Source organism: Pseudomonas fluorescens (genome assembly GCF_002837185.1).
GTDB classification, from domain to species: Bacteria; Pseudomonadota; Gammaproteobacteria; order Pseudomonadales; family Pseudomonadaceae; genus Aquipseudomonas; species Aquipseudomonas fluorescens_AM.
Genome location: NZ_KZ477992.1, coordinates 135,330 through 157,150, shown reverse-complemented (window position 1 = coordinate 157,150; position 21,821 = coordinate 135,330). Strand labels below are relative to the sequence as shown.

Here is a 21,821-nt window from a genome sequence, read left to right as displayed (position 1 = left end):
CCCCCGATAGCATGGTGTCAGTCAATGATGTTGTGACTGATCCACCGCTATCGGGGGCAAGCCCCCTCCCACAGTTGTATTGCATTGTCAGCTGGATCTAGCGCGGCTCGATATGCGCAATCATCAACTGCACCGTCTCATTGCCACGAAACTCATTCACATCCAGCTTGTAGGCCAACTCCACCCAGCGCACGGTCGGGTTCGGCCAGACTTCACGGTCTACCCCAAACGCAATGCCATCAAGCTTCACCGACCCGCATTCGCTCTTGAGCACCACCTTCAAGTGCCGCTCGCCGACCACCCGCTGTTCCACCAACTGGAACACACCGTGAAACAACGGCTCGGGAAAGTGCTGCCCCCACGGGCCGGCATGGCGCAGCGCGCGCGCCAGTTCCAGGTGAAACTCTTCCACCGCCAGGGTGCCATCGGAGAGCAGGCGTCCGGTGAGGTCTTCTTCGCGCAGTTGCCGACGCACTTCGGCATCGAAAGCCTCGGCAAACAAGGGGAAGTTCGCTTCGGGCAGGGTCAGGCCCGCCGCCATCGCGTGACCGCCGTATTTGGCGATCAGGTTGGGGTGCTGGCTGGCAACCACCGCCAGCGCGTCACGGATATGAAAGCCCTGTACTGAACGCCCGGAGCCCTTGAGCAGGCCATCACCGGCATCGGCAAACGCGATGGTGGGACGGAAATAACGTTCTTTCATGCGCGAGGCCAGAATCCCGATCACCCCCTGGTGCCACTCCGGGTCGAACAGGCACAAGCCGTACGGCATTGACTCCACTGGCAAATCCTTGAGTTGAGCCAGGGCTTCGCGCTGCATGCCTTGCTCGATGGATTTGCGGTCCTGGTTCATGCCGTCCAACTGCGCGGCCATTTCCCGCGCCGCGGCAACATCGGTGGTCAGCAGGCATTCGATGCCCAGGCTCATATCGTCCAGGCGCCCGGCCGCGTTGAGCCGTGGGCCGAGAATGAAGCCCAGGTCGGTGGAGGTGATGCGGGCATGGTCACGCTTGGCCACTTCAAGGATCGCCTTGATCCCCGGCCGCGCGCGGCCAGCGCGGATACGCTCCAATCCTTGATGCACCAGGATGCGGTTGTTGGCGTCCAGCGGCACCACATCGGCGACGCTGCCCAGGGCCACCAGGTCGAGCAGTTCACCAATGTTCGGCTGCGGGCTGCTGTCATACCAGCCCAGGCTGCGCAAACGCGCGCGCAGGGCCATCAGTACGTAGAAGATCACGCCCACACCGGCCAGTGCCTTGCTGGGGAACGCACAGCCTGGCTGGTTCGGATTGACGATCGCGTCCGCCGCCGGCAGTTCGTCGCCCGGCAAGTGGTGATCGGTCACCAGCACCTTCAGCCCCGCCGCCTTCGCCGCCGCCACGCCTTCGACGCTGGAGATACCGTTGTCCACCGTGATCAGCAACTGCGGCTCGCGCTGCAGCGCCACCGCAACGATCTCCGGCGTCAGGCCGTAGCCGTATTCAAAACGGTTGGGCACCAGGTAATCGACATGGGCCGCACCGAGCAAACGCAGGCCCAGTGTACCTACGGTGCTGGCGGTGGCGCCGTCGGCATCGAAGTCACCGACGATCAGGATGCGCTGGCGTTGTTCCAGCGCCGTCACCAGCAGGTCGACGGCGGCATCGATGCCCTTGAGCTGCTGATAGGGAATCAACCGCGCCAGGCTCTTGTCCAGCTCGGCTTCCGATTGCACCCCGCGCGCGGCGTAGAGACGGGTCAGCAGCGGGGGCAATTCACCGAGGAATGGCAGGACGGCGGGCAAGGGACGGGGATCGATACGCATGGGACGCTGGGGGGTTCTCTGTAGGGGAATAATAGCTGGCTTCAGGCTTCAGGCTTCAGGCTTCAAGCTTCAAGCTTCAAGCTAAAAGCTTGCCGCTTGTAGCTGCAACTCTTCAATCGCGCTCTCCAACGAGCCATTGCAGTTGCACTTCATGCTGGCCACGGTCATCGGTGACGAAGATCGTGCCTTCGCTGATCATCACGTCCCACTTGATCACGCGCGGCATGTCCTTGGCCAGGACCTCCAGAATTTCCTGCGGCACGGCAGCGATATGCACGTTCTTCAGGTTATTCGCCACCGGCACCACCTTGCCTTCCCACACCCGCAGGCTGCCGTAGGCCAGCAGGCTGGTGCGTTCGGTGCGACGCGAGCACCAGGTCAGGCGGTCTGCATCCGGCTGGCCGACTTCGATCCAGTGCAACACCCGATCATCCAGGCTCTTTTCCCACAGGGCCGGCTCGTCGACATCCGACAAGCCACGGCCGAACGCCAACTGCTCGTTGTACCAGAGGGCGTAGGCCAGCAGGCGCACGGTCATGCGTTCTTCGGTTTCCGAAGGGTGGCGGGCGATGGTCTGTTTGACGCTCTCGTACACCGAACGATCAAGGTCGGTGAGGTTGAGTTCGAATTTGTAGGTCGTGGACGGCTGGGCCATGAACGGGCTCTGGAGACAAGGAAAGGCGGCCAGTCTAACCGATGGCGAGGCCAATCAACGAATACTGCGCTGCATCCAGGCTGCCCGCCTATGTTAAAAAGCAGTACGTCACCGTCCCGCGCGCTCAAGGATCCCCATGTCGCTTAATGCCAAACCACTTGCCGGCCTGAAAGTCATCGAACTCGGCACCCTGATTGCCGGCCCGTTTGCCTCACGTATCTGCGCCGAGTTTGGCGCCGAGGTGATCAAGGTCGAATCCCCGGACGGCGGCGACCCCCTGCGCAAATGGCGCAAATTGTATGAAGGCACCTCGCTGTGGTGGTTCGTGCAGGCGCGTAACAAGCAGTCGCTAACCCTCAACCTCAAGCACCCGGATGGCCTGGCGATCCTCAAGCAATTGCTGGCCGACGCCGACATCCTGATCGAAAACTTCCGCCCCGGCGTGCTGGAAAAACTCGGCCTGGGCTGGGAGACCCTGCACGCACTGAACCCCAGGCTGGTGATGGTGCGCCTTTCCGGCTTCGGCCAGACCGGGCCAATGAAAGACCAACCGGGGTTTGGCGCGGTGGGCGAGTCCATGGGCGGCTTGCGCTACATCACCGGCTTCGAAGACCGCCCGCCCGTGCGCACCGGGATTTCCATCGGTGACTCGATTGCCGCGCTGTGGGCGGTGATCGGTGCGCTGATGGCCCTGCGTCATCGTGAAGTCAACGGTGGCCTCGGCCAGGTGGTGGACGTGGCGCTGTACGAAGCCATCTTCGCCATGATGGAAAGCATGATTCCCGAGTTCGACGTGTTCGGCTTCATTCGCGAACGCACCGGCAATATCATGCCGGGTATTACGCCCTCCTCGATCCACACCAGCGCCGACGGCAAACATGTGCAGATTGGCGCCAATGGCGATGCGATCTTCAAGCGCTTCATGGTCGCCATCGGCCGCGACGATCTGGCGAACGACCCGGCGCTTGCCAGCAATGACGGGCGTGACAGCCGCCGCGATGAGCTGTACGGGGTGATCGATCGCTGGGTCAACGCCCTGCCGCTGGAGCAGGTCATGGCGCAGTTGAATCAGGCCCAGGTGCCCGCCAGCCGCATCTACAGTGCCGAAGACATGCTGGGTGACCCGCAGTTCCTGGCCCGGGAGATGTTCCTCAGCGCGCAACTGCCGGGTGGCAAGGCTTTCAAGATGCCCGGCATCGTGCCCAAGCTGTCGGATACGCCAGGCAGCTGCGAATGGGTAGGACCGCAATTGGGCGAGCACAACACTGTGGTGCTCAACGCTCTGGGCTATGACGCGGCGGCCATCGCCCGCCTGCGTGCCGATGGCGCGATCTGAGCGCGCGCCGTGCCAAATCCCAGGCAAAAAGAAACCCCGAGGAGTGGGGAGACAACTCGGGGTTAAACGTGATCTACAAAGACCAGTACAACAAGCCACAAACACCGGAGCACAATGTTTGCTCTTGCTGTTACAAACTCTGACCGGCCATGCCGTAGGAAGTTTCGAAGGATAAATAATTCTTCATGCGCACACCGGGGTTCGTGTCATGGCGGCGTTTCGCAGGGCTGCGATGACCGAGGGCTCAAGTCGACCTTCGGCGATTTTCAAATCGCGCAGCAGGCAATCCACCACATCCACCAGCGCGCGCTTGTCGGTCAACTGTGCGCGGTTGAATTCGCGCTCGACCATGATGGCGCCACCGGGGTTCTTCACGGTCACCAGGCATTCGCCCTGCACACCAGAGGTGGTCAGCGTAACCAGATAAGGGCTCAGTGCTTCTTCGAGCAACAGGCTGATACTTTCCATCTCGATCACCACTCAATAGTTCGGGAACAATCGTTTCAACGGGTGCTGCATCTCTCCTAGTGACTGGTTGTGACGTAGGAAAGTTCGCTTTTTCGTCTTTCAAGGGTTGTGCGGGGATGACGTCTCCAGCATGCGCTTGCAACATGACAGGCAAAAAACGGCGACACATAACTGCTTACGCAATGGGTTGCGGTTTTGGGCTACGCCGAGCGCGCAGGCCAGGCGTGAATCCTATACTCGGTGAGCGCTGATCACCCTGCCGTGCAGGCAGAGTGCATGTCATAGGCCCTTATTGCGAAGGATGAAAATGATGTTGGAACAAAATGAACAGCAAGCATCGATGGAGAGGATGCATGCCGATGTAAGGCGCATCTATGCCGAAATATCACGCATGCAGGCTGAGCAAGATAAGCTCAAATCGGAATCACTGAAGATAAATTGCGAAACTTTCTGGTACCCCATGGGCGTAGCGATGGCCGTGGTCGCAACGATTGCCTCAATCACTGGAGTGGCTATTAAACTGCTCCTGTAAACAGCACGTTGCCGGGCCTGCCAGAAACAAAAAACGCCGCTGACCCAGGGAAGGGAAAGCGGCGTTGTTGTCTACGCGGTGCGCCTTACAGCGGCTTGCCCCGATTGCCATGCTGGCTGACAAACGCCTGCACAGTCTTCAGGTCGTTAGCCAGCACCGTGCAACGCTCTTCGCGCTCGAACAGATCAGCCAGGTGCTGCGGCAACTCCAGGGCCTTGCCAACACCGGCCTTTTCCACCGCTTCGGGGAATTTGACCGGGTGCGCAGTGCCAAGGATCACCATCGGGACATCCAGGCTGCGACGGCACTCGCGGGCGGCCTTCACACCGATGGCCGTGTGCGGGTCAAGCAACTCGCCGGTCTGGGCGTAGACCTCGGCGATGGTTTCGCAGGTCTGCGCGTCGTCCACCGCCAGGGAGTCGAACAGCTTGCGGGTTTCGGTCCAGCGCTCTTGCTCGACACTGAAACCGCCACCTTGCTTGAAGCTGTTCATCAGCTCGGCCAACGCCGCGCCATTGCGACCGTGCATGTCGAACAGCAGGCGTTCGAAGTTCGACGACACCATGATGTCCATCGACGGCGACAGCGTGGCGTGCAGGGTTTCCTTGACGTACCCGTTGCCGCTCATGAAGCGGTGCAGGATGTCGTTGCGGTTGGTCGCGACGATCAACTGATTGATCGGCAGGCCCATGTTGCGCGCCAGGTAGCCGGCGAAGATGTCGCCGAAGTTGCCGGTCGGCACCGAGAACGACACCGAACGCGCCGGGCCGCCCAACTGCAGGGAGGCGTGGAAGTAGTAGACGATCTGGGCCATGATCCGCGCCCAGTTGATCGAGTTTACCGCCACCAGTCGCGTGCCCTTGAGGAAACTCTGGTCGGCAAAGCTGTTCTTGACCATTTCCTGGCAGTCATCGAAGTTGCCTTCGATGGCGATGTTGTGGATGTTCTCACCGAAAATGGTGGTCATCTGGCGACGCTGCACCTCCGAGACGCGCTTGTGCGGGTGCAGGATGAAGATGTCGACGTTTTCGCAGTGCTTGCACCCTTCGATGGCCGCCGAGCCGGTATCACCGGAAGTGGCGCCGATGATCACTACGCGCTCGCCGCGTTTTTCCAGTACGTAGTCGAGCAGGCGACCCAGCAATTGCAGGGCAAAGTCCTTGAACGCCAGGGTCGGGCCGTGGAACAGCTCAAGCACCCACTCGTTGCCGTTCAACTGGCGCAGGGGCGCAATGGCGCTGTGGGAAAACACGCCGTACGTTTCTTCCAGGATCTTCTTGAAATCCGCATCCGGAATGCTGCCGGTGACGAACGGGCGCATCACTCGGAATGCCAGCTCGTGGTACGGCAGGCCGGCCCAGGAAGCGATTTCTTCCTGGGTGAAGCGTGGCAGGTTCTCCGGCACGTACAGGCCGCCGTCGGTGGCAAGGCCTGCCAGCAGAACATCTTCGAAATTCAGGGCCGGTGCCTGGCCGCGGGTGCTGATATAGCGCATAGGGGCAAACCTTCGGTTTGGGCTTCAAGCTTCAAGTTACAAGCGGCAAGTTAGAGCGAATCGGCTTTTACTTGCAGCTTGTAGCTAACCGCTTGCAGCTGAATTAATTCAAATGCTCGACGCGGATACGGACCACCGGTCCAACCACGCCCTGGAGCGCTTCGAGTGCTCGGATGGCATCGTTGATATGCTGCTCGAGCACGCGGTGGGTCAGCAGGATCATCGGCACCTGGCCGTTCTGCTCCTCGACTTCCTTCTGCATGATCGACTCGATGTTGATCCCGCGCTCCGACAGGATACTCGCCACCTGGGCCAGCACGCCCGGATGATCCTGGGCCTGGATGCGCAGGTAGTAGGCGCTTTCGCAGGCTTCGATCGGCAGGATCGGGTGGGCCGACAGCGAGTCCGGCTGGAAGGCGAGGTGCGGTACGCGGTTTTCCGGGTCGCTGGTCATGGCGCGAACCACATCCACCAGGTCGGCGATTACCGAGGAAGCGGTCGGTTCCATGCCGGCACCGGCGCCGTAGAACAGGGTGGAGCCGGCGGCATCACCGTTGACCATCACCGCGTTCATCACGCCATTGACGTTGGCGATCAGGCGGTCGGCCGGGATCAGTGTCGGGTGCACACGCAATTCGATACCGGCCGGGGTGCTGCGCGCCACACCGAGGTGCTTGATGCGGTAGCCCAGGGCTTCGGCGTAGTTCACGTCGGCGGTGGTCAGTTTGGTGATGCCTTCGGTGTAGGCCTTGTCGAACTGCAGCGGGACACCAAAGGCGATGGACGCCAGGATGGTCAGCTTGTGGGCCGCATCGATGCCTTCCACGTCAAAGGTCGGGTCGGCTTCGGCATAACCCAGGGCCTGGGCTTCAGCCAGCACGTCGTCGAAGGTGCGACCCTTTTCGCGCATTTCGGTAAGGATGAAGTTACCGGTGCCGTTGATGATACCGGCGACCCAATTGATGCGGTTGGCGGACAGGCCTTCACGAATCGCCTTGATCACCGGGATGCCGCCGGCCACGGCGGCTTCGAACGCCACGATCACGCCCTTCTCACGGGCCTTGGCGAAGATTTCGTTACCGTGCACGGCGATCAGCGCCTTGTTGGCGGTGACCACGTGCTTGCCGTTCTCGATGGCCTTGAGCACCAGCTCGCGGGCTACGGTATAGCCGCCTACCAGCTCGATGACTATATCGATGTCAGGGTTGGTGGCCACGGCGAACACATCGTTGGTAATCGCAATACCGGTCGTTTCGAACTGAGGCTTCGGCGAACGCGTGGCAATCTGCGCCACTTCAATCTCACGCCCTGCACGGCGGGAAATTTCTTCAGCGTTACGCTGAAGTACGTTGAAGGTGCCGCCACCGACGGTCCCTAACCCACAGATGCCTACTTTGACCGGTTTCACTGAAGAACTCCCCATGAAACGGCCGACGCGAGGTCGGCCGTGGAACACAGCCGCACAACTGCGGCTCTCAATTAATGACCCGCCGACGGTTCGGCCGATCATGCTCGTCGAAGGCTCGACGATTAATGCTTACTTGGCACCCAGTGCCAGTTTGGCAACTTGTGGTGCCGGCTGGTAGCCCGGAATCACCTGGCCGTCGGCCAAGACGATGGCCGGTGTGCCGTTCACGCCGATGGACTGGCCCAGGGCGAACTGCTTGGAAACCGGATTGGCGCATTTGGCCGCCTTGATTTCCTTGCCATCGACCATCTTGTCCATGGCCGCTTTCTTGTCGGCCGAGCACCAGACCGCCTGCAACTGCTCATCACCCGGCGAACCCAGGCCCTGGCGCGGGAATGCGACATAGCGCACTTCCACACCCAGCTTGTTCAATGCAGGCACTTCGGCGTGCAGCTTGTGGCAATACGGGCAGGTGGTGTCGGTGAACACGGTGATGTGGGTCTTGGTCTCACCGATGGCCGGGTACACCACGGTTTCAGCCACGGGAATACCGTTGATCAGCTTGGACACGCCGAGGCGTTCGGCTTTCTCGGTCAGGTTGACCGGCTTGCCGTCCTTGAGCTGGAACAGGTAGCCCTGAACGATGTACTGGCCATCGGCACTGGCGTACAGCACGCGGCTGCCCTTGAGCTTGACTTCGTACAGACCGGCCATGGGGCTGGCACTGATGCTTTCGATGGGGGTATCGAGTTGCAGGTTGACCAGGCTCTTGCGAATGGCCTGCTCAGCCGCATCGTCGGCGACGGCAAAGGTGGAAACCAACGCAATGGCTGCGGCGGCAATAATCTGGGTCAAGCGCATGGTAACTCCTGAAGGCAGATGCAGGGACGGGTGCAGCTACGCCGATTGGAAACCGGGGGTGTGGACCGTCGCCTTTGCGAACCGGCAAAGCCTACCACAGTTGGGCCGCAGGGCAGCCCGCAGCCGAACAAATTGGGATTTTTCAGCCGCGTGGATGGTGCTTGGCGTGCATCTCCTGCAAGCGCGCCCGTGCCACATGGGTGTAGATCTGGGTGGTGGACAAGTCGCTGTGGCCGAGCAGCATCTGTACCACACGCAGATCCGCGCCATGGTTGAGCAAGTGGGTGGCGAACGCATGACGCAAGGTATGCGGCGACAGGGACTTGCCGATCCCGGCCACTTTGGCCTGGTGCTTGATCCGGTGCCAGAAGGTCTGGCGGGTCATCTGCTCGCCGCGCAGGCTGGGGAACAGCACATCACTGGGACGGCCACCGAGCAGCTCGTGACGCGCATCGCGCAGGTAACGCTCGACCCACACAATCGCCTCCTCCCCCATCGGTACCAGGCGCTCCTTGCTGCCCTTGCCCATCACCCGCAACACGCCCTGGCGCAGGTTGACCTGCTCCAGGGTCAGGCTGATCAGCTCGGTGACCCGCAGCCCGCAAGCGTAGAGCACTTCCAGCATGGCGCGATCACGCTGGCCGATGGCCTCACTGAGATCCGGCGCGGCCAACAGAGCCTCCACGTCAGTTTCCGACAAAGATTTAGGAAGAGGCCTACCTAATTGCGGCATATCGACTTGTAGAGTTGGATCGATTGCGATGAGTTTTTCACGCAACAGATAGCGATAAAAGCCACGCACACCGGAGAGAAATCTCGCGGTGGAACGCGGCTTGTAATGTTGCTCGAGGCGCCAGGCCAAGTGATCGAGGATCAGCTCGCGCCCGGCATTGATCAGCTCCAGGTTTTTCTCCTGCAACCAACCGTTGAACAGGGCCAGGTCGCTGCGGTAAGCCTGGCGAGTGTTGTCCGAGAGGCCTTTTTCCAACCAAAGGGCGTCAAGGAAGCGGTCGATCAGCGGGTGGTCAATGGCGGGCATGGTTACTCAAGCGACGCGGCAAGGGGCTTGGCGCCATTTTATTTAGTGAACTGTGGCAAGGGCCACTAGTCTTTCATAGCCCGCTACTTCTAGGAACAGGAAGCTTTAATGAACGAACAACAGATCTTGTTGGCTTTCGGCGGTATCGGTGTGGCCGCGCTCGGCTGCCAATGGCTGGCCTGGCGCCTGAAATTGCCGGCGATTCTGTTTCTGTTATTGAGCGGAATTCTGGCGGGGCCGGTACTTGGCTGGCTCGACCCGCAGGAAATGTTCGGCCCGTTGCTGATGCCATTGGTGTCGCTGGCCGTCGCATTGATCCTGTTTGAGGGCAGCCTGACGCTGCATCTGTCGGAATGGAAGGAAATCGGCAGCGTGGTGCACCGACTGGTGACCCTTGGTGCGCTGACGACCTGGGCGGTGATCACCCTGGCAACCCACTGGCTGCTGGGTTTCGACTGGATGCTGGCGCTGCTGTTCGGCACCTTGACGCTGGTGACAGGCCCGACCGTCATCGTGCCCATGTTGCGCGTGGTACGCCCCAAGGCGTCCATCGCCAACATCCTGCGCTGGGAAGGCATTGTTATCGACCCTATCGGCGCGCTGCTGGCCGTGGTGGTCTACAGCTTCATCATCGCCAGCGCCTCGGGCGATGGACTGAGTCACAGCCTGCTGACCTTTGGCGGCGTCATCCTGTGCGGCAGTCTGTTCGGGATTGCCGGGGGCTGGGTGCTGGGCCTGGTTATGCGCCGCCAGTGGTTGCCGGAATACCTGCATAACCTGGCCACCCTGGCGGCGGTGCTGGGGGTGTTCATCGCCTCCAATCAGGTGATGCATGAGTCGGGCCTGCTGGCGGTGACGCTGATGGGCATGTGGATGGCCAACATGAAGGGCGTGGACGTGCGTCACATCCTGCACTTCAAGGAGAACCTCAGTGTTCTGTTGATATCCGGCTTGTTTATCCTGCTGGCAGCGCGCCTGGACCTGAACGCACTGATCGCCCTGGGGCCGTTCGTACTGATTCTGCTGCTGATCATTCAGTTCATTGCGCGCCCGCTGAACGTTGCGGTGTCGACCGTCGGCTCGAAACTGAACTGGCGCGAACGCGCACTGCTGGCCTGGATCGCCCCGCGCGGGATTGTGGCCGCGGCGGTGTCGGCCATTTTTGCGATTCGCCTGGATGAGGCCGGCCACGAAGGTGCGTTGTTGCTGGTGCCGCTGACGTTTGCGGTGATCATCGGCACGGTGGTGCTGCAAAGCGCGACTGCGCGTCCTCTGGCGCGCTTGCTGAAAGTAGCCGAGCCCGCGCCAAGCGGCTTTCTGATCGTCGGCGCGAACGGCCCGGCACGCATTCTCGGCAAAGCCCTGCAACAGCTGGGCAGCCGCGTGCTGCTGACCGATTCGAGCTGGGAGAACATTCGCGCCAGCCGTATGGAAGGGCTGCCGACCTACTTCGGCAACCCGGCCTCACAGCATGCCGAGTCCCATCTGGACCTGGTCGGTCTCGGGCATTTGCTCGCGCTGTCACCTTCCGGCGAATTGAACACCCTGGCCACCATGCGCTTTCGTCACGACTTCGGGCATCGCCTGTTCGCCTTGGCCAACAGCCAGGAAAGCCGTCGCACCGACAAGCACCGGGCCAGCGGCGAGCATCGTGGGCACTTGCTGGGCAGCCAGCCGCTGAGCTACACCAAGCTCGCCAGCCTGCTGGGGCAAGGCGCCGAGCTGTATACCACCCACCTGACCGAAGGGTTTGGCTGGAGCGATTATCAGGCACTGCATGGGGAGCGGGCGACACTGCTGTTTGCCCGCGATAACAGCGGCTGGGTGCATGTGGTCACGCCGCAGAGCGATATGAAACCGCTGGCGGGATGGACATTACTGGCAGTCATTCAGCCTGGTCAGGCCTAGGGGCGCACCGCTTAAATCGCAGGCACAAAAAAGCAGCCCGTAGGCTGCTTTTTTCTGCATCGGGAAGCTGGACTTAAGCCAGTTTTTCCTTGATGCGAGCTGCTTTACCGGACAGGTCACGCAGGTAGTACAGCTTGGCTTTGCGTACGTCACCGCGACGTTTCACAGCCATGCTGTCGATTTGCGGGCTGTAGGTCTGGAAAGTACGCTCTACGCCAACACCGTTGGAGATTTTACGAACAGTGAAAGCACTGTTCACACCACGGTTACGCTTGGCGATTACCACGCCTTCGAACGCTTGCAGACGCGAACGGTCGCCTTCCTTCACTTTCACCTGAACGACAATGGTGTCGCCCGGGGCAAAGGTAGGGATCTCTTTGGTCATCTGCTCTGCTTCGAGTGCAAGGATGATTTTGTTAGTCATGCTGTGCTCCTAAGGTAAGTCAATGGACCTACCATCGATACGTTGTTAACTATCGTCCCGCGCGAGGATGTATTCCTCGAGCAGCTTCTTCTCTTCTCCAGAAAGCGAGCGGCTTTCCAGAAGATCGGCGCGTCGTTCATAGGTCCGACCAAGGGACTGCTGTAAACGCCAACGCCGGATGTGTGCGTGATTGCCACTTAGCAATACGTCGGGAACACGCTGATCCGCATACACCTCCGGACGGGTGTAGTGCGGGCAATCCAGCAAACCATCCGTGAAGGAATCTTCCTCCGCAGAGTCCGCATGCCCTAAAGCTCCAGGCAGCAGTCGTGTAACCGCATCTATCAGGACCATCGCCGGCAGCTCGCCGCCAGACAGGACATAGTCCCCAATCGACCACTCTTCATCGACATGAGCGTCAATAAAACGCTCGTCAATGCCTTCATAGCGACCGGCAATCAGGATCAGTGCCTCCTCATTCGCCAGTTCGCCTACCACAGCCTGTTTCAGCTGACGGCCTTGAGGGGACAGGTAAATTACCTTCGCCTTCTCCCCGGCCACTGCCTTGGCCTGGGCCAACGCGTCTTCCAGGGGCTTGATCTTCATCACCATGCCCGGGCCACCGCCAAATGGGCGATCGTCCACAGTGTGATGTCGATCCGTCGTGTAGTCTCGCGGGTTCCAACAGGTAAGCTGCAACAGCCCCTGTTTCACCGCCCGACTGGTGATGCCGTACTCGCTGATGGCGGAGAACATCTCGGGAAACAAACTGATCACTTCAATGCGCAAATTAGCCACGCCTAGAAGTCCGCATCCCATTCCACCTTCATCTCGCCCGCTGCCAGGTCGACGGCCAACACGCACTGCCCGGTATAGGGCAACAGGCGTTCGCGATCATCCAGGCTGCCAGCGCAAGGCTTGACCACCATTACATCGTTGGCGCCGGTTTCCAGAAGATGATCGATTTTCCCGAGCAGTTGCCCGAGTTGATCAATAACCTTCAAACCTTCCAGCTGGTACCAGTAGTACTCGCCGTCGGTCAATTCAGGGAACAGGTTGCGCGGCACGCAGATCTCATAACCAGCCAGAAGCCGAGCTTCTTCACGATCATCAAGACCCTTGAGCTTTGCGACCAGGAACTTGTCGCTCCCGCGTCCACTGACCAGCTCGACCTGTTTCACGCTGCCTTCGCGCTTGAGCGTCCAGGTTTTGTACTGCAACAGGTTTTCAGTCGGATCAGTAAAGGAATACACCTTCACTTCGCCGCGAACGCCATGAACAGAGTAAATCTTGCCGATAACGATCAAATCATCAGCAACAGCTGGCGTCGCGTTCATATTGCTCAGGCTGCGGCCTTAGCCGAGTCTTTCAACAGCTTGGCAACGCGCTCGGATGGCTGTGCACCCACGCTCAGCCAGTAGGCTACGCGCTCTTGGTTCACGGACAGACGAACTTCCTGACCGCGAGCGATCGGGTTGAAGAAACCAACTTGTTCCTTGTGAGAGCCGTCACGTGGGTTGCGGCTGTCAGTTACGGTCAAGTGGTAAAACGGGCGCTTTTTGGAGCCGCCAAGGGCAAGACGGATTGTTAGCATGTGAACATCGTTCCTGTAGTCGGTGCTGCAAATCTAAATGCACAGCGGGCATAGGTGCCCGAAAGGCCGCATATTCTAAGGAATATCCGGACTTTTGCAAATGTCTTTTTCCGGCGCCTACCAGCGTGCCATTCAGATCTGCTATAGAGCCGTCGGTTAAAACGGCAGGTCAGCGCCCGCCAATGGCGGGTTTGCTGGAGATCCCGCATCCCTGCGGGTCGGAGCGCAAGCAGGGCTTGCGCTCGAATTCTTTACATCTTGGGCATGCCGCCGCCGGGCAACATACCGCCCATGCCGCGCATCATCTTGGCCATACCGCCCTTGGCGGAGAACTTCTTCATCATCTTCTGCATCTGCTTGTGCTGCTTGATCAAGCGACCGATGTCCTGCACCTGGGTGCCGGAACCCATGGCGATCCGGCGTTTGCGCGAACCGCTGATCAGCTCAGGGTCGCGGCGCTCGGCCGGGGTCATGGAGTTGATGATGGCTTCCATCTGCTTGAACTGCTTCTCTGCCGCGCCCTGGGCATTGCCCATTTGCGCCAGGTTCACGCCGCCGATGTTCGGCAACTTGTCCATCAGGCCGCCGAGGCCACCCATGTTCTTCATTTGTTGCAACTGATCGCGGAAGTCTTCGAGGTCGAAGCCCTTGCCCTTCTTCAGCTTCTTGGCCAGTTTGTCGGCCTTGTCCTTGTCGAGCGTGGCTTCGGCCTGCTCGATCAGGCTGAGCACGTCGCCCATGCCGAGGATGCGCGAGGCGATACGCTCGGGGTGGAACGGCTCGAGCGCTTCGCTCTTCTCGCCCATGCCGATGAACTTGATCGGCTTGCCGGTGATTGCACGTACCGACAGCGCGGCACCGCCACGGGCGTCGCCGTCGACCTTGGTGAGGATCACACCGGTCAGCGGCAGTGCGTCACCGAAGGCCTTGGCGGTGTTGGCCGCATCCTGGCCGGTCATGGCGTCAACTACGAACAGCGTTTCGACCGGGTTGATCGCGGCATGCAGCGCCTTGATCTCGCCCATCATCTCTTCATCGATGTGCAGGCGACCGGCGGTATCGACGATGACCACGTCGATGAATTTCAGCTTGGCTTCTTTAATGGCCGCGTTGGCAATGTCGACCGGCTTCTGGCTCAGGTCCGACGGGAAGAAGGTCACGCCCACTTCGCCCGCGAGCATTTCCAACTGCTTGATGGCCGCCGGACGATAAACGTCGGCCGACACCACCATCACGGACTTCTTCTTGCGCTCTTTAAGGAAGCGCGCCAGCTTGCCGGCGGTGGTGGTCTTGCCCGCACCTTGCAGGCCGGCCATCAGCACAACGGCCGGAGGCACGGCGCTGAGGTTCAGGTCTTCGTTGGCCGCGCCCATCAGGCTTTCGAGTTCGGCCTGGACGATTTTCACGAACGCCTGGCCCGGCGTCAGGCTGCGCGACACTTCGGTGCCGACCGCGCGTTCCTTGACCGAGTTGACGAAGTCCTTCACCACCGGCAAGGCCACGTCGGCTTCCAGCAACGCCATGCGCACTTCACGCAGGGTGTCTTTAATATTGTCCTCGGTCAGCTTGGCCTTGCCGGTTACATGGCGCAGCGTCTGCGAGAGACGGTCAGTCAGGTTTTCAAACATGCGCGATCCTTTCAGGCCCTATTCAACGAAATGCATTGGTAGACCGAGGTAATGGCGGCCCAGGCTGTGGTAAATCGCTATTAAACATAGCGCTCGGCAAGCCTGCGGCGTGGGCAGGTCGCGGATTATAGCGAAGACTGCGCCCATGCACACCCGCTGTCTGGCGGGGGAGTCTTTCGTGCGGCGCGGGTGTGTGCCAAACTCAGCGCCTTTCGGGCTTGTCTATCAGGATTTATGCTCCCCTTGTCACCCAGTTTGCTACCCAGCCTCGCCGCCGCCATCTTGTATGCCGCTGCGACCCTCTATCAGGGCACTCGTCTGGCCCAAGGCGCCAAAGCGGACAAACGTCTGCTGACCGGCCTTGGCGTCCTCGCCCTGCTGGCTCATGCCGCCAGTCTGTTCACGCACCTGATGACCCCGGTCGGCCTGGGCCTGGATTTTTTCAGCGCCGCCAGCCTGATCGCCGCCGCCGTGATCGCACTGACACTGCTGGCGTGCTATCGGATTCCGGTCGAGAACCTGCTCGCGCTGCTGTTCCCGCTGGGCATGCTCACGGTGCTGCTGGCGCAATTCGCGCCCACCGGCACCGTACAGGTGATCGATGAAGAGCCGGGCATTCTCGCGCATATCCTGTTGTCGATCCTTGCCTACGGCATGTTCACCATTGCGGTGTTCCAATCGCTGCTGGTACTGCTGCAAGACCACCAGCTCAAGCACAAGCACCCGTCCGGGCTGATCAAGAACTTCCCGCCGCTGCAAACCATGGAAAGCCTGCTGTTCGGGTTCCTGTGGGCCGGCTGGACCTTGCTGTCGCTGTCGCTGATTTCCGGCTGGCTGTTCGTCGAGAACCTGTTCGCCCAGCATCTGGTGCACAAGACCTTGCTGGCCTGCCTGGCCTGGATCGTGTTCAGCGTGTTGCTATGGGGCCGCAACCGCCTCGGCTGGCGCGGGCACAAGGCCATCCGCTGGACCCTGGCCGGTTTCTGCCTGCTGATGCTGGCCTATTTCGGCAGCAAGCTGGTTCGCGAATACATCCTGCATATCTGACGAGCGGCGATCATGGACAACTTGCCCCTTGGGCCGATGCTCGCCGTAATTGCCTTGCTGGTTTTATGGGCGGCGCTGTTTACCGCCATCGAGGCCGCACAACAACACCTGCTGGCCCTGCGCCCGGGCACACGCCAGGGTGACAAGGCTGCCGCACGCCTGAGCTTTCCGCGCCACAGCCTGATCCTGTGCAACAGCCTGTGCCGCGCAGCGGTGGTCATTCTCTGCACACTGCTGGCGATCCATGCCTGGGCACAGAACGGGCCATGGCTCGGCGGGCTGATCGCCTGCGCAGTGCTGCTGATCCTCGCCGATTACCTGCCCCGCGCCCTGGCTACCCGCTATCCGCACGCCATACTGGGTTTCGGCAATGCGCTGCTGGGGGTGCCGCTGAAAATCCTTTATCCCGTTGCCTGGCTGCTCAATGCCATCAGCCTGATGTTGCTGCGCCCGTTCTCGCGCAAGACCGGCGTGGTGAGAAACAGCGACGAGCCTTCGTCCGACCCTAACGACGAACCGCAACATGATGCCGATGAAGAGCCTATGCCCGGCATGCCTGGTATCCATGCCCTGGACAACATCACCGTCAATGACATCCTGGTGCCGCGCAGCGAAGTGGACGGCATCAACCTGGATGACGCGATCGAGGACATCATCGAGCAACTGCGCACTTCCCAGCGCACGCGGTTGCCGGTGTTCCACAGCGACATCAACCAGGTTGAAGCGGTGCTCAACACGCGGCAGATCCAGCACCTGCTGGCCGACGCCAGCCTGACCAAGGAAGCGCTGCTGGCCGCCTGCCACGAACCCTACTTCGTGCCGGAAAGCACGCCGTTGCAGCTGCAACTGCTCAATTTCCACAAGCAGCAGCGCCGCCTGGGCATGGTGGTGGACGAGTACGGCGAAGTGCTGGGCATCGTTACCCTGGAAGACATCCTGGAAGAAATCGTCGGCGAATTCGAAAGCGACCAGACTGTGGATAACCCGCACATCGAAGCCCAGCCGGACGGCCGCTATATCATCGACGGCGCGGCTTCGATCCGCGAATTGAACAAAAGCCTGGGCTGGCACCTGCCCAGCGACGGCCCCAAGACCCTCAACGGCTTGGTGACCGAAGCGCTGGAGACTATCCCGGACTGCGCGGTATGCCTGAAAATTGGCCGTTATCGCCTGGAAATCCTCGAGACCGAGGACAACCGGGTAAGCAAGGTATTGATCTGGCATACCAGCCATGTGCCCGTCGCCGCCTGACGTTCTGATAAACCACAATCCAATGTGGGAGGGGGCTTGCCCCCGATAACAGAATGCCAGTCACTGCATCAGGTGGCTGATACACCGCCATCGGGGGCAAGCCCCCTCCCACACTGGATCTGTGTTACTCCAACCACTTGTTGTAATTCCACACCCCTTCCTATAATCCCTGCGGCTTACCCAAGCCCCGCCCGACCGCGTGCTACCCGCACTCAGCGCGTCCAGGCAGCGCTTTACCCTGTCTGACCGGTGTTTGCTCCCATCCCGAGCCGCTCCGAGCACACCCCTGATCCATGGGTGTACGACCAATAATAATCCGCGTCCAAACGCGCAATGACCGTCAGGGATTACCGCCATGAGCACCACCTATAACGAGGCGGCAACCGCTGCCCCGACCAACTCGACGGCTCGCGTGGCGACCGCGAGCATCGTCGGCACCGCCATCGAGTTCTACGACTTTTATATCTACGCCACGGCTGCCGCGCTGGTGATCGGCCCGGTGTTCTTCCCGCAGACGTCCGGCACCGCGCAGATGCTGGCGTCGTTCCTGACCTTCGGCATCGCGTTTATCGCCCGCCCGCTGGGCTCGGCGCTGTTCGGCCACTTTGGCGACCGTATCGGTCGCAAGTCGACGCTGGTGGCCTCGCTGCTGCTGATGGGCGTGTGTACCACCCTGATCGGCTTGCTGCCCGGCTACGACAGCATTGGCGCCTGGGCACCGATCCTGCTGTGTGTATTGCGCTTCGGCCAGGGCTTGGGCCTGGGCGGGGAATGGGGCGGCGCGGCCTTGCTGGCGACCGAGAACGCGCCCAAAGGCAAACGCGCCTGGTTCGGCATGTTCCCGCAACTGGGCCCGTCGATTGGCTTTTTGGCGGCCAATGGTTTGTTCCTGATTTTGGCCATGAGCCTGAACGACGAGCAGTTCCGCAGCTGGGGCTGGCGCATTCCGTTCATCCTCAGTGCGGCGCTGGTGATGGTGGGCCTGTACGCACGGCTCAAGCTGCACGAGACGCCCGTGTTCGCCAATGCCGTGGCCCATGAAAAACCGGTGAAGGTGCCGTTGGTGGAGCTGTTCAGCCAGCATTGGCTGCCGGTATTGCTGGGCGCCGCGTCGATGGTGGTGTGCTATGCGCTGTTCTACATCACCACGGCGTTTTCCCTGAGTTACGGGGTGTCGACCCTCGGCTACAGTCGTGAAACCTTCCTCGGCCTGTTGTGTTTCGCGGTGCTGTTCATGGGCCTGGCGACGCCATTGGCGGCGCTGGCCAGCGACCGCTACGGGCGCAAGCCGGTGCTGATTGTCGGCGCGATCCTGGCGATTCTGTCGGGTTTTACCATGGAGCCGCTGCTGACCCACGGTTCGACCTGGGCCGTGGCGCTGTTCCTGGCGCTGGAGCTGTTCCTGATGGGCGTAACCTTCGCGCCGATGGGTGCGCTGCTGCCGGAACTGTTCCCGACCCGCGTGCGTTATACCGGCGCTTCGGCGGCATATAACCTGGGGGGGATCGTGGGCGCGTCGGCGGCACCGTTTTTCGCGACCAAGCTGGTGGCGATGGGCGGACTGAGTTACGTCGGGGGGTATGTGTCGGCGGCAGCGTTGCTGAGTTTGATTGCGGTGCTGTGTTTGAAAGAGACGCGGGATAATGATTTGAACAAGGTCGCCTGATAGACCGCTATCGGGGGCAAGCCCCCTCCCACATGTTGATGTGTGAACACATTCAAGTGTGGGAGGGGGCTTGCCCCCGATGCTTTTAAAGCTCGACCACAACGGCTTGGGAAGCCCGGGTCGCCTTGGCCCGAGCCGCTGCAATCGACTCATCCCGTGCCAGCGCTACGCCCATGCGACGCTGGCCATTGACTTCAGGCTTGCCAAACAGACGCAACGCCGTATCCGGCTCGCTCAACGCGGCGCCCAGATTGGCGAATGCGGTCTGGGTCGACTGCCCCTCCACCAGAATCACCGCCGAAGCCGAAGGCCCGAACTGGCGGATCAACGGAATCGGCAAGCCGAGGATGGCGCGGGCGTGCAGGGCAAACTGCGACAGGTCCTGGGAAATCAGGGTCACCAGGCCGGTGTCATGGGGGCGCGGCGAGACTTCGCTGAACCACACCTGATCGCCCTTGATGAACAGTTCCACGCCAAACAGACCACGACCGCCCAAGGCTTCGGTCACCGCCTTGGCAACCCGCTCGGACTCGGCCAGGGCAACCGGGCTCATGGCCTGGGGCTGCCAGGATTCCTGGTAGTCGCCCTTCTCCTGACGATGGCCGACCGGCGCGCAGAACGTAGTGCCGCCGATATGGCGCACGGTCAGCAGGGTGATTTCGTAGTCGAAGTCGATAAAGCCTTCGATGATCACCCGGCCCTTGCCGGCCCGCCCGCCTTCCTGCGCGTAGTCCCAGGCTTTCTGCACATCGTCAGCGCTGCGCAACAGGCTCTGGCCCTTGCCCGACGAACTCATCACCGGCTTGACCACACACGGGAAACCCAGGTCCTGCACGGCCTTGCTGTAGTCTTCGAAGGTATCGGCGAAGTGGTACGGCGAGGTCGGCAGGTCCAGCTCTTCGGCGGCCAGGCGACGGATGCCTTCACGGTTCATGGTCAGCGAGGTGGCGCGCGCGGTCGGGATCACGGTGAATCCCTCGGCTTCCAGCTCGACCAGGGTCGCCGTGGCGATCGCTTCGATTTCCGGCACGATGAAGTGCGGCTTCTCCGCCTCGATGACGGCGCGCAGGGCGGCGCCGTCGAGCATGTTGATCACGTGGCTGCGGTGCGCCACCTGCATGGCGGGCGCGTTGGCGTAGCGATCCACGGCAATCACTTCAACGCCCAGGCGCTGCAGCTCGATTACCACTTCCTTGCCCAGCTCACCGCAGCCACACAGCAAAACGCGGGTCGCGGTTGGCGACAATGGAGTTCCGATTCGGGTCATCTCAGGTCCTCAGGGGAGCGGATCATGGGGGAGAAAGGCCGGCATTTTACATGAACTGTAAAAATTGGCCTCAGTTGGCGACGGCGCGCCGGCGGATGCGCCAGACCATTACCAGCCACACCACGGTGACCCCGGCGAATTTCGACACCAGCGCCGTGCCCGCCACCGCCGGCGTCAGCGCACCGATCAGGCCGAAGAAGATAAAGGTATCCAGGGGAATGCTCAGCGCCGAACTGATCCACAGGCGATCGTGCAGCGGGCGCCGGGTGATGCTGAACACCAGCCAGTCGATGCATTCGGACACCGCGAACGCCGTGGCGCTGGCCAGGGCGATGGACGGATCGGAAGTGATATACGACAGCACCAGCGCCGCCAGCATGGCGATGATCGCACCGTGGCCGAAGCGGGTTTGCACCATGTCGCGCAGGATGAAGACCAGGCCACCCCAGGCGGACCAGATCACGTCCAGGTGCGGGGCGGTGGAGAAGGCGAAGTTGATCAGCACGACGCTGCTGATATAGGCGATCAGGAAGAGCATGGGGATGGACCTGTGGGTGATGCCGCACAGAGTACACAATTACAGGGAGGCCGTCTGGAAGGGCCTCATCGGGGGCAAGCCCCCTCCCACACTTGACTGTGTTCACAGATCAAAAAGGTGGGAGGGGGCTTGCCCCCGATGGCGGTCTATCAGGCGCCGGATTTGCCAGAAGCCATAAACACTAAACCACTGGCCACCGCCCGCTCATGACACAACCCCAACACCACCCGGCGTTCGGCGTTGTCCAGGCGGCTCCAACGCGTAATCTCGTCAACCGTACGCTGGCAACCGGTGCAGATATCGTCCTCGTCCAACGCGCAAATGCTCACGCAAGGCGAGGCCACAGGCCGTTCAACCGCACTCATTGCTCCTGCTCAACCAGATCACGCGCATACCGCTGCGAATTATGCACATAGTGCGCGGCGCTGGCTTCGAGCATGCGTTTCTGCGCCTCGGTCAGCTCACGTACCACCTTGCCCGGCGACCCCATCACCAGCGAGCCATCGGGAATTTCCTTGCCTTCGCCGATCAGCGAATTAGCGCCGATGATGCAGTGCTTGCCAATTTTGGCGCCATTGAGAACCACCGCGTTGATGCCGATCAGGCTGTAGTCGTCGACAGTGCAGCCGTGCAGCATGGCGTTATGGCCGATGGTCACGCCGGTGCCGAGGGTCAGCGGGTAGCCCATGTCGGTGTGCATCACGCTGCCGTCCTGCACATTGCTGTTCCTGCCGATCAGGATCAGTTCGTTGTCGCCACGCAATACCGCGTTGAACCAGACGTTGGCGCCCTCCTCCAGCTTGACCTTGCCCACCAGCGTGGCATTGGGTGCTACCCAGCTTTGTGGATGAGTCTCGACGCGGGCATCGCCCAGGCGGTATTTCATGGTTGTCCCTC

Annotated in this window: 22 protein-coding genes; 6 read left to right on the top strand and 16 right to left on the bottom strand. The window is 61.0% G+C overall.

Annotated features, from left to right (window positions below; translation table 11 throughout):
• Positions 1–97 precede the first annotated feature (97 nt).
• Positions 98–1,807 carry a single-stranded-DNA-specific exonuclease RecJ gene (gene recJ, locus CIB54_RS10390; RefSeq protein ID WP_065951308.1) on the bottom strand — a complete coding sequence of 570 codons (1,710 nt, stop codon included), beginning with the start codon at positions 1,805–1,807 and terminating at the stop codon, positions 98–100.
• Positions 1,808–1,919: 112 nt separating this feature from the next.
• Positions 1,920–2,462, bottom strand: a complete 543-nt coding sequence (locus CIB54_RS10385; RefSeq protein ID WP_065951307.1) for a YaeQ family protein — start codon at positions 2,460–2,462, stop codon at positions 1,920–1,922.
• A gap of 136 nt (positions 2,463–2,598) precedes the next feature.
• On the opposite strand from CIB54_RS10385, the gene CIB54_RS10380 reads away from it, so the two are divergent.
• Complete coding sequence (locus CIB54_RS10380; RefSeq protein WP_101219729.1) at positions 2,599–3,798, top strand: CaiB/BaiF CoA transferase family protein; 1,200 nt, start codon at positions 2,599–2,601, stop codon at positions 3,796–3,798.
• A 183-nt stretch (positions 3,799–3,981) separates the two neighbouring features.
• Here CIB54_RS10380 and CIB54_RS10375 read toward each other — a convergent pair whose 3' ends face one another.
• Entirely contained in the window at positions 3,982–4,266 is a 285-nt protein-coding gene (locus CIB54_RS10375; RefSeq protein WP_101219728.1) for a DUF3509 domain-containing protein, read from the bottom strand.
• 310 nt (positions 4,267–4,576) lie between these two features.
• Between CIB54_RS10375 and CIB54_RS10370 the strand changes: the two genes are divergently transcribed.
• A complete protein-coding gene (locus CIB54_RS10370) occupies positions 4,577–4,798 on the top strand; it encodes a hypothetical protein (RefSeq protein ID WP_065895132.1) in 222 nt (73 codons plus the stop codon).
• An 85-nt stretch (positions 4,799–4,883) separates the two neighbouring features.
• On the opposite strand, the gene thrC is transcribed toward CIB54_RS10370, so the two are convergent.
• From thrC to xerD, 4 genes are all read right to left on the bottom strand, one after another.
• Entirely contained in the window at positions 4,884–6,293 is a 1,410-nt protein-coding gene (gene thrC, locus CIB54_RS10365) for a threonine synthase (protein ID WP_101219727.1), read from the bottom strand.
• Between the two features lie 103 nt (positions 6,294–6,396).
• Entirely contained in the window at positions 6,397–7,701 is a 1,305-nt protein-coding gene (locus tag CIB54_RS10360) for a homoserine dehydrogenase (protein ID WP_101219726.1), read from the bottom strand.
• A 129-nt stretch (positions 7,702–7,830) separates the two neighbouring features.
• The gene (locus tag CIB54_RS10355; RefSeq protein ID WP_057723916.1) at positions 7,831–8,562 is read right to left on the bottom strand and encodes a thioredoxin fold domain-containing protein; all 732 of its coding nucleotides are present in this window, start codon (positions 8,560–8,562) and stop codon (positions 7,831–7,833) included.
• Between the two features lie 142 nt (positions 8,563–8,704).
• A complete protein-coding gene (gene xerD, locus CIB54_RS10350; protein ID WP_065951302.1) occupies positions 8,705–9,601 on the bottom strand; it encodes a site-specific tyrosine recombinase XerD in 897 nt (298 codons plus the stop codon).
• 108 nt (positions 9,602–9,709) lie between these two features.
• Here xerD and CIB54_RS10345 point away from each other — a divergent pair, with 108 nt between their 5' ends.
• The gene (locus CIB54_RS10345; protein ID WP_065951301.1) at positions 9,710–11,509 is read left to right on the top strand and encodes a cation:proton antiporter; all 1,800 of its coding nucleotides are present in this window, start codon (positions 9,710–9,712) and stop codon (positions 11,507–11,509) included.
• Positions 11,510–11,582: 73 nt separating this feature from the next.
• Here the strand turns inward: CIB54_RS10345 and rplS are convergent, their stop codons facing one another.
• The 5 genes from rplS to ffh all read right to left on the bottom strand — a co-directional run bounded on the left by rplS (position 11,583) and on the right by ffh (position 15,155).
• Entirely contained in the window at positions 11,583–11,933 is a 351-nt protein-coding gene (gene rplS / locus CIB54_RS10340; RefSeq protein ID WP_003175895.1) for a 50S ribosomal protein L19, read from the bottom strand.
• A 45-nt stretch (positions 11,934–11,978) separates the two neighbouring features.
• Positions 11,979–12,752 (bottom strand): tRNA (guanosine(37)-N1)-methyltransferase TrmD, encoded by a 774-nt coding sequence (gene trmD, locus CIB54_RS10335; RefSeq protein ID WP_198557190.1) that lies wholly within the window; start codon positions 12,750–12,752, stop codon positions 11,979–11,981.
• Entirely contained in the window at positions 12,734–13,270 is a 537-nt protein-coding gene (gene rimM, locus CIB54_RS10330; RefSeq protein WP_056858695.1) for a ribosome maturation factor RimM, read from the bottom strand. Before rimM ends, trmD begins: the two co-directional genes overlap by 19 nt.
• A gap of 5 nt (positions 13,271–13,275) precedes the next feature.
• Positions 13,276–13,527: a 30S ribosomal protein S16 gene (gene rpsP / locus CIB54_RS10325; RefSeq protein ID WP_003238923.1), complete on the bottom strand. Its 252-nt coding sequence runs from the start codon at positions 13,525–13,527 to the stop codon at positions 13,276–13,278.
• A 251-nt stretch (positions 13,528–13,778) separates the two neighbouring features.
• Positions 13,779–15,155, bottom strand: coding sequence for a signal recognition particle protein (gene ffh / locus CIB54_RS10320; RefSeq protein ID WP_003193965.1), 1,377 nt, complete (start codon positions 15,153–15,155; stop codon positions 13,779–13,781).
• A 234-nt stretch (positions 15,156–15,389) separates the two neighbouring features.
• Here ffh and CIB54_RS10315 point away from each other — a divergent pair, with 234 nt between their 5' ends.
• From CIB54_RS10315 to CIB54_RS10305, 3 genes are all read left to right on the top strand, one after another.
• Positions 15,390–16,202: a cytochrome C assembly family protein gene (locus tag CIB54_RS10315; RefSeq protein WP_065951299.1), complete on the top strand. Its 813-nt coding sequence runs from the start codon at positions 15,390–15,392 to the stop codon at positions 16,200–16,202.
• 12 nt (positions 16,203–16,214) lie between these two features.
• A complete protein-coding gene (locus CIB54_RS10310) occupies positions 16,215–17,453 on the top strand; it encodes a transporter associated domain-containing protein (protein WP_101219725.1) in 1,239 nt (412 codons plus the stop codon).
• A 355-nt stretch (positions 17,454–17,808) separates the two neighbouring features.
• Positions 17,809–19,119, top strand: coding sequence for an MFS transporter (locus CIB54_RS10305; RefSeq protein ID WP_065951297.1), 1,311 nt, complete (start codon positions 17,809–17,811; stop codon positions 19,117–19,119).
• Positions 19,120–19,204: 85 nt separating this feature from the next.
• Here CIB54_RS10305 and purT read toward each other — a convergent pair whose 3' ends face one another.
• From purT to CIB54_RS10285, 4 genes are all read right to left on the bottom strand, one after another.
• Positions 19,205–20,386 (bottom strand): formate-dependent phosphoribosylglycinamide formyltransferase, encoded by a 1,182-nt coding sequence (gene purT / locus CIB54_RS10300; RefSeq protein WP_065951296.1) that lies wholly within the window; start codon positions 20,384–20,386, stop codon positions 19,205–19,207.
• A 70-nt stretch (positions 20,387–20,456) separates the two neighbouring features.
• The gene (locus CIB54_RS10295) at positions 20,457–20,924 is read right to left on the bottom strand and encodes a VUT family protein (RefSeq protein ID WP_101219724.1); all 468 of its coding nucleotides are present in this window, start codon (positions 20,922–20,924) and stop codon (positions 20,457–20,459) included.
• A gap of 149 nt (positions 20,925–21,073) precedes the next feature.
• Positions 21,074–21,289 (bottom strand): DUF1289 domain-containing protein, encoded by a 216-nt coding sequence (locus tag CIB54_RS10290; RefSeq protein WP_065951295.1) that lies wholly within the window; start codon positions 21,287–21,289, stop codon positions 21,074–21,076.
• A complete protein-coding gene (locus CIB54_RS10285; protein ID WP_101219723.1) occupies positions 21,286–21,810 on the bottom strand; it encodes a gamma carbonic anhydrase family protein in 525 nt (174 codons plus the stop codon). The genes CIB54_RS10290 and CIB54_RS10285 overlap by 4 nt, the downstream gene beginning before the upstream one ends.
• Positions 21,811–21,821 lie beyond the last annotated feature (11 nt).

Bases quoted from the DNA above. Each gene is read 5' to 3' on its own strand.
- rpsP (WP_003238923.1), bottom strand. From the start codon at position 13,527: ATGCTAACAATCCGTCTTGCCCTTGGCGGCTCCAAAAAGCGCCCGTTT.
- trmD (WP_198557190.1), bottom strand. From the start codon at position 12,752: ATGGGATGCGGACTTCTAGGCGTGGCTAATTTGCGCATTGAAGTGATC.
- CIB54_RS10345 (WP_065951301.1), top strand. From the start codon at position 9,710: ATGAACGAACAACAGATCTTGTTGGCTTTCGGCGGTATCGGTGTGGCC.
- CIB54_RS10315 (WP_065951299.1), top strand. From the start codon at position 15,390: ATGCTCCCCTTGTCACCCAGTTTGCTACCCAGCCTCGCCGCCGCCATC.
- ffh (WP_003193965.1), bottom strand. From the start codon at position 15,155: ATGTTTGAAAACCTGACTGACCGTCTCTCGCAGACGCTGCGCCATGTA.
- CIB54_RS10310 (WP_101219725.1), top strand. From the start codon at position 16,215: ATGGACAACTTGCCCCTTGGGCCGATGCTCGCCGTAATTGCCTTGCTG.
- CIB54_RS10375 (WP_101219728.1), bottom strand. From the start codon at position 4,266: ATGGAAAGTATCAGCCTGTTGCTCGAAGAAGCACTGAGCCCTTATCTG.
- CIB54_RS10305 (WP_065951297.1), top strand. From the start codon at position 17,809: ATGAGCACCACCTATAACGAGGCGGCAACCGCTGCCCCGACCAACTCG.
- rimM (WP_056858695.1), bottom strand. From the start codon at position 13,270: ATGAACGCGACGCCAGCTGTTGCTGATGATTTGATCGTTATCGGCAAG.
- purT (WP_065951296.1), bottom strand. From the start codon at position 20,386: ATGACCCGAATCGGAACTCCATTGTCGCCAACCGCGACCCGCGTTTTG.
- CIB54_RS10285 (WP_101219723.1), bottom strand. From the start codon at position 21,810: ATGAAATACCGCCTGGGCGATGCCCGCGTCGAGACTCATCCACAAAGC.
- recJ (WP_065951308.1), bottom strand. From the start codon at position 1,807: ATGCGTATCGATCCCCGTCCCTTGCCCGCCGTCCTGCCATTCCTCGGT.
- CIB54_RS10380 (WP_101219729.1), top strand. From the start codon at position 2,599: ATGTCGCTTAATGCCAAACCACTTGCCGGCCTGAAAGTCATCGAACTC.
- xerD (WP_065951302.1), bottom strand. From the start codon at position 9,601: ATGCCCGCCATTGACCACCCGCTGATCGACCGCTTCCTTGACGCCCTT.
- CIB54_RS10290 (WP_065951295.1), bottom strand. From the start codon at position 21,289: ATGAGTGCGGTTGAACGGCCTGTGGCCTCGCCTTGCGTGAGCATTTGC.
- CIB54_RS10385 (WP_065951307.1), bottom strand. From the start codon at position 2,462: ATGGCCCAGCCGTCCACGACCTACAAATTCGAACTCAACCTCACCGAC.
- rplS (WP_003175895.1), bottom strand. From the start codon at position 11,933: ATGACTAACAAAATCATCCTTGCACTCGAAGCAGAGCAGATGACCAAA.
- thrC (WP_101219727.1), bottom strand. From the start codon at position 6,293: ATGCGCTATATCAGCACCCGCGGCCAGGCACCGGCCCTGAATTTCGAA.
- CIB54_RS10355 (WP_057723916.1), bottom strand. From the start codon at position 8,562: ATGCGCTTGACCCAGATTATTGCCGCCGCAGCCATTGCGTTGGTTTCC.
- CIB54_RS10295 (WP_101219724.1), bottom strand. From the start codon at position 20,924: ATGCTCTTCCTGATCGCCTATATCAGCAGCGTCGTGCTGATCAACTTC.
- CIB54_RS10370 (WP_065895132.1), top strand. From the start codon at position 4,577: ATGTTGGAACAAAATGAACAGCAAGCATCGATGGAGAGGATGCATGCC.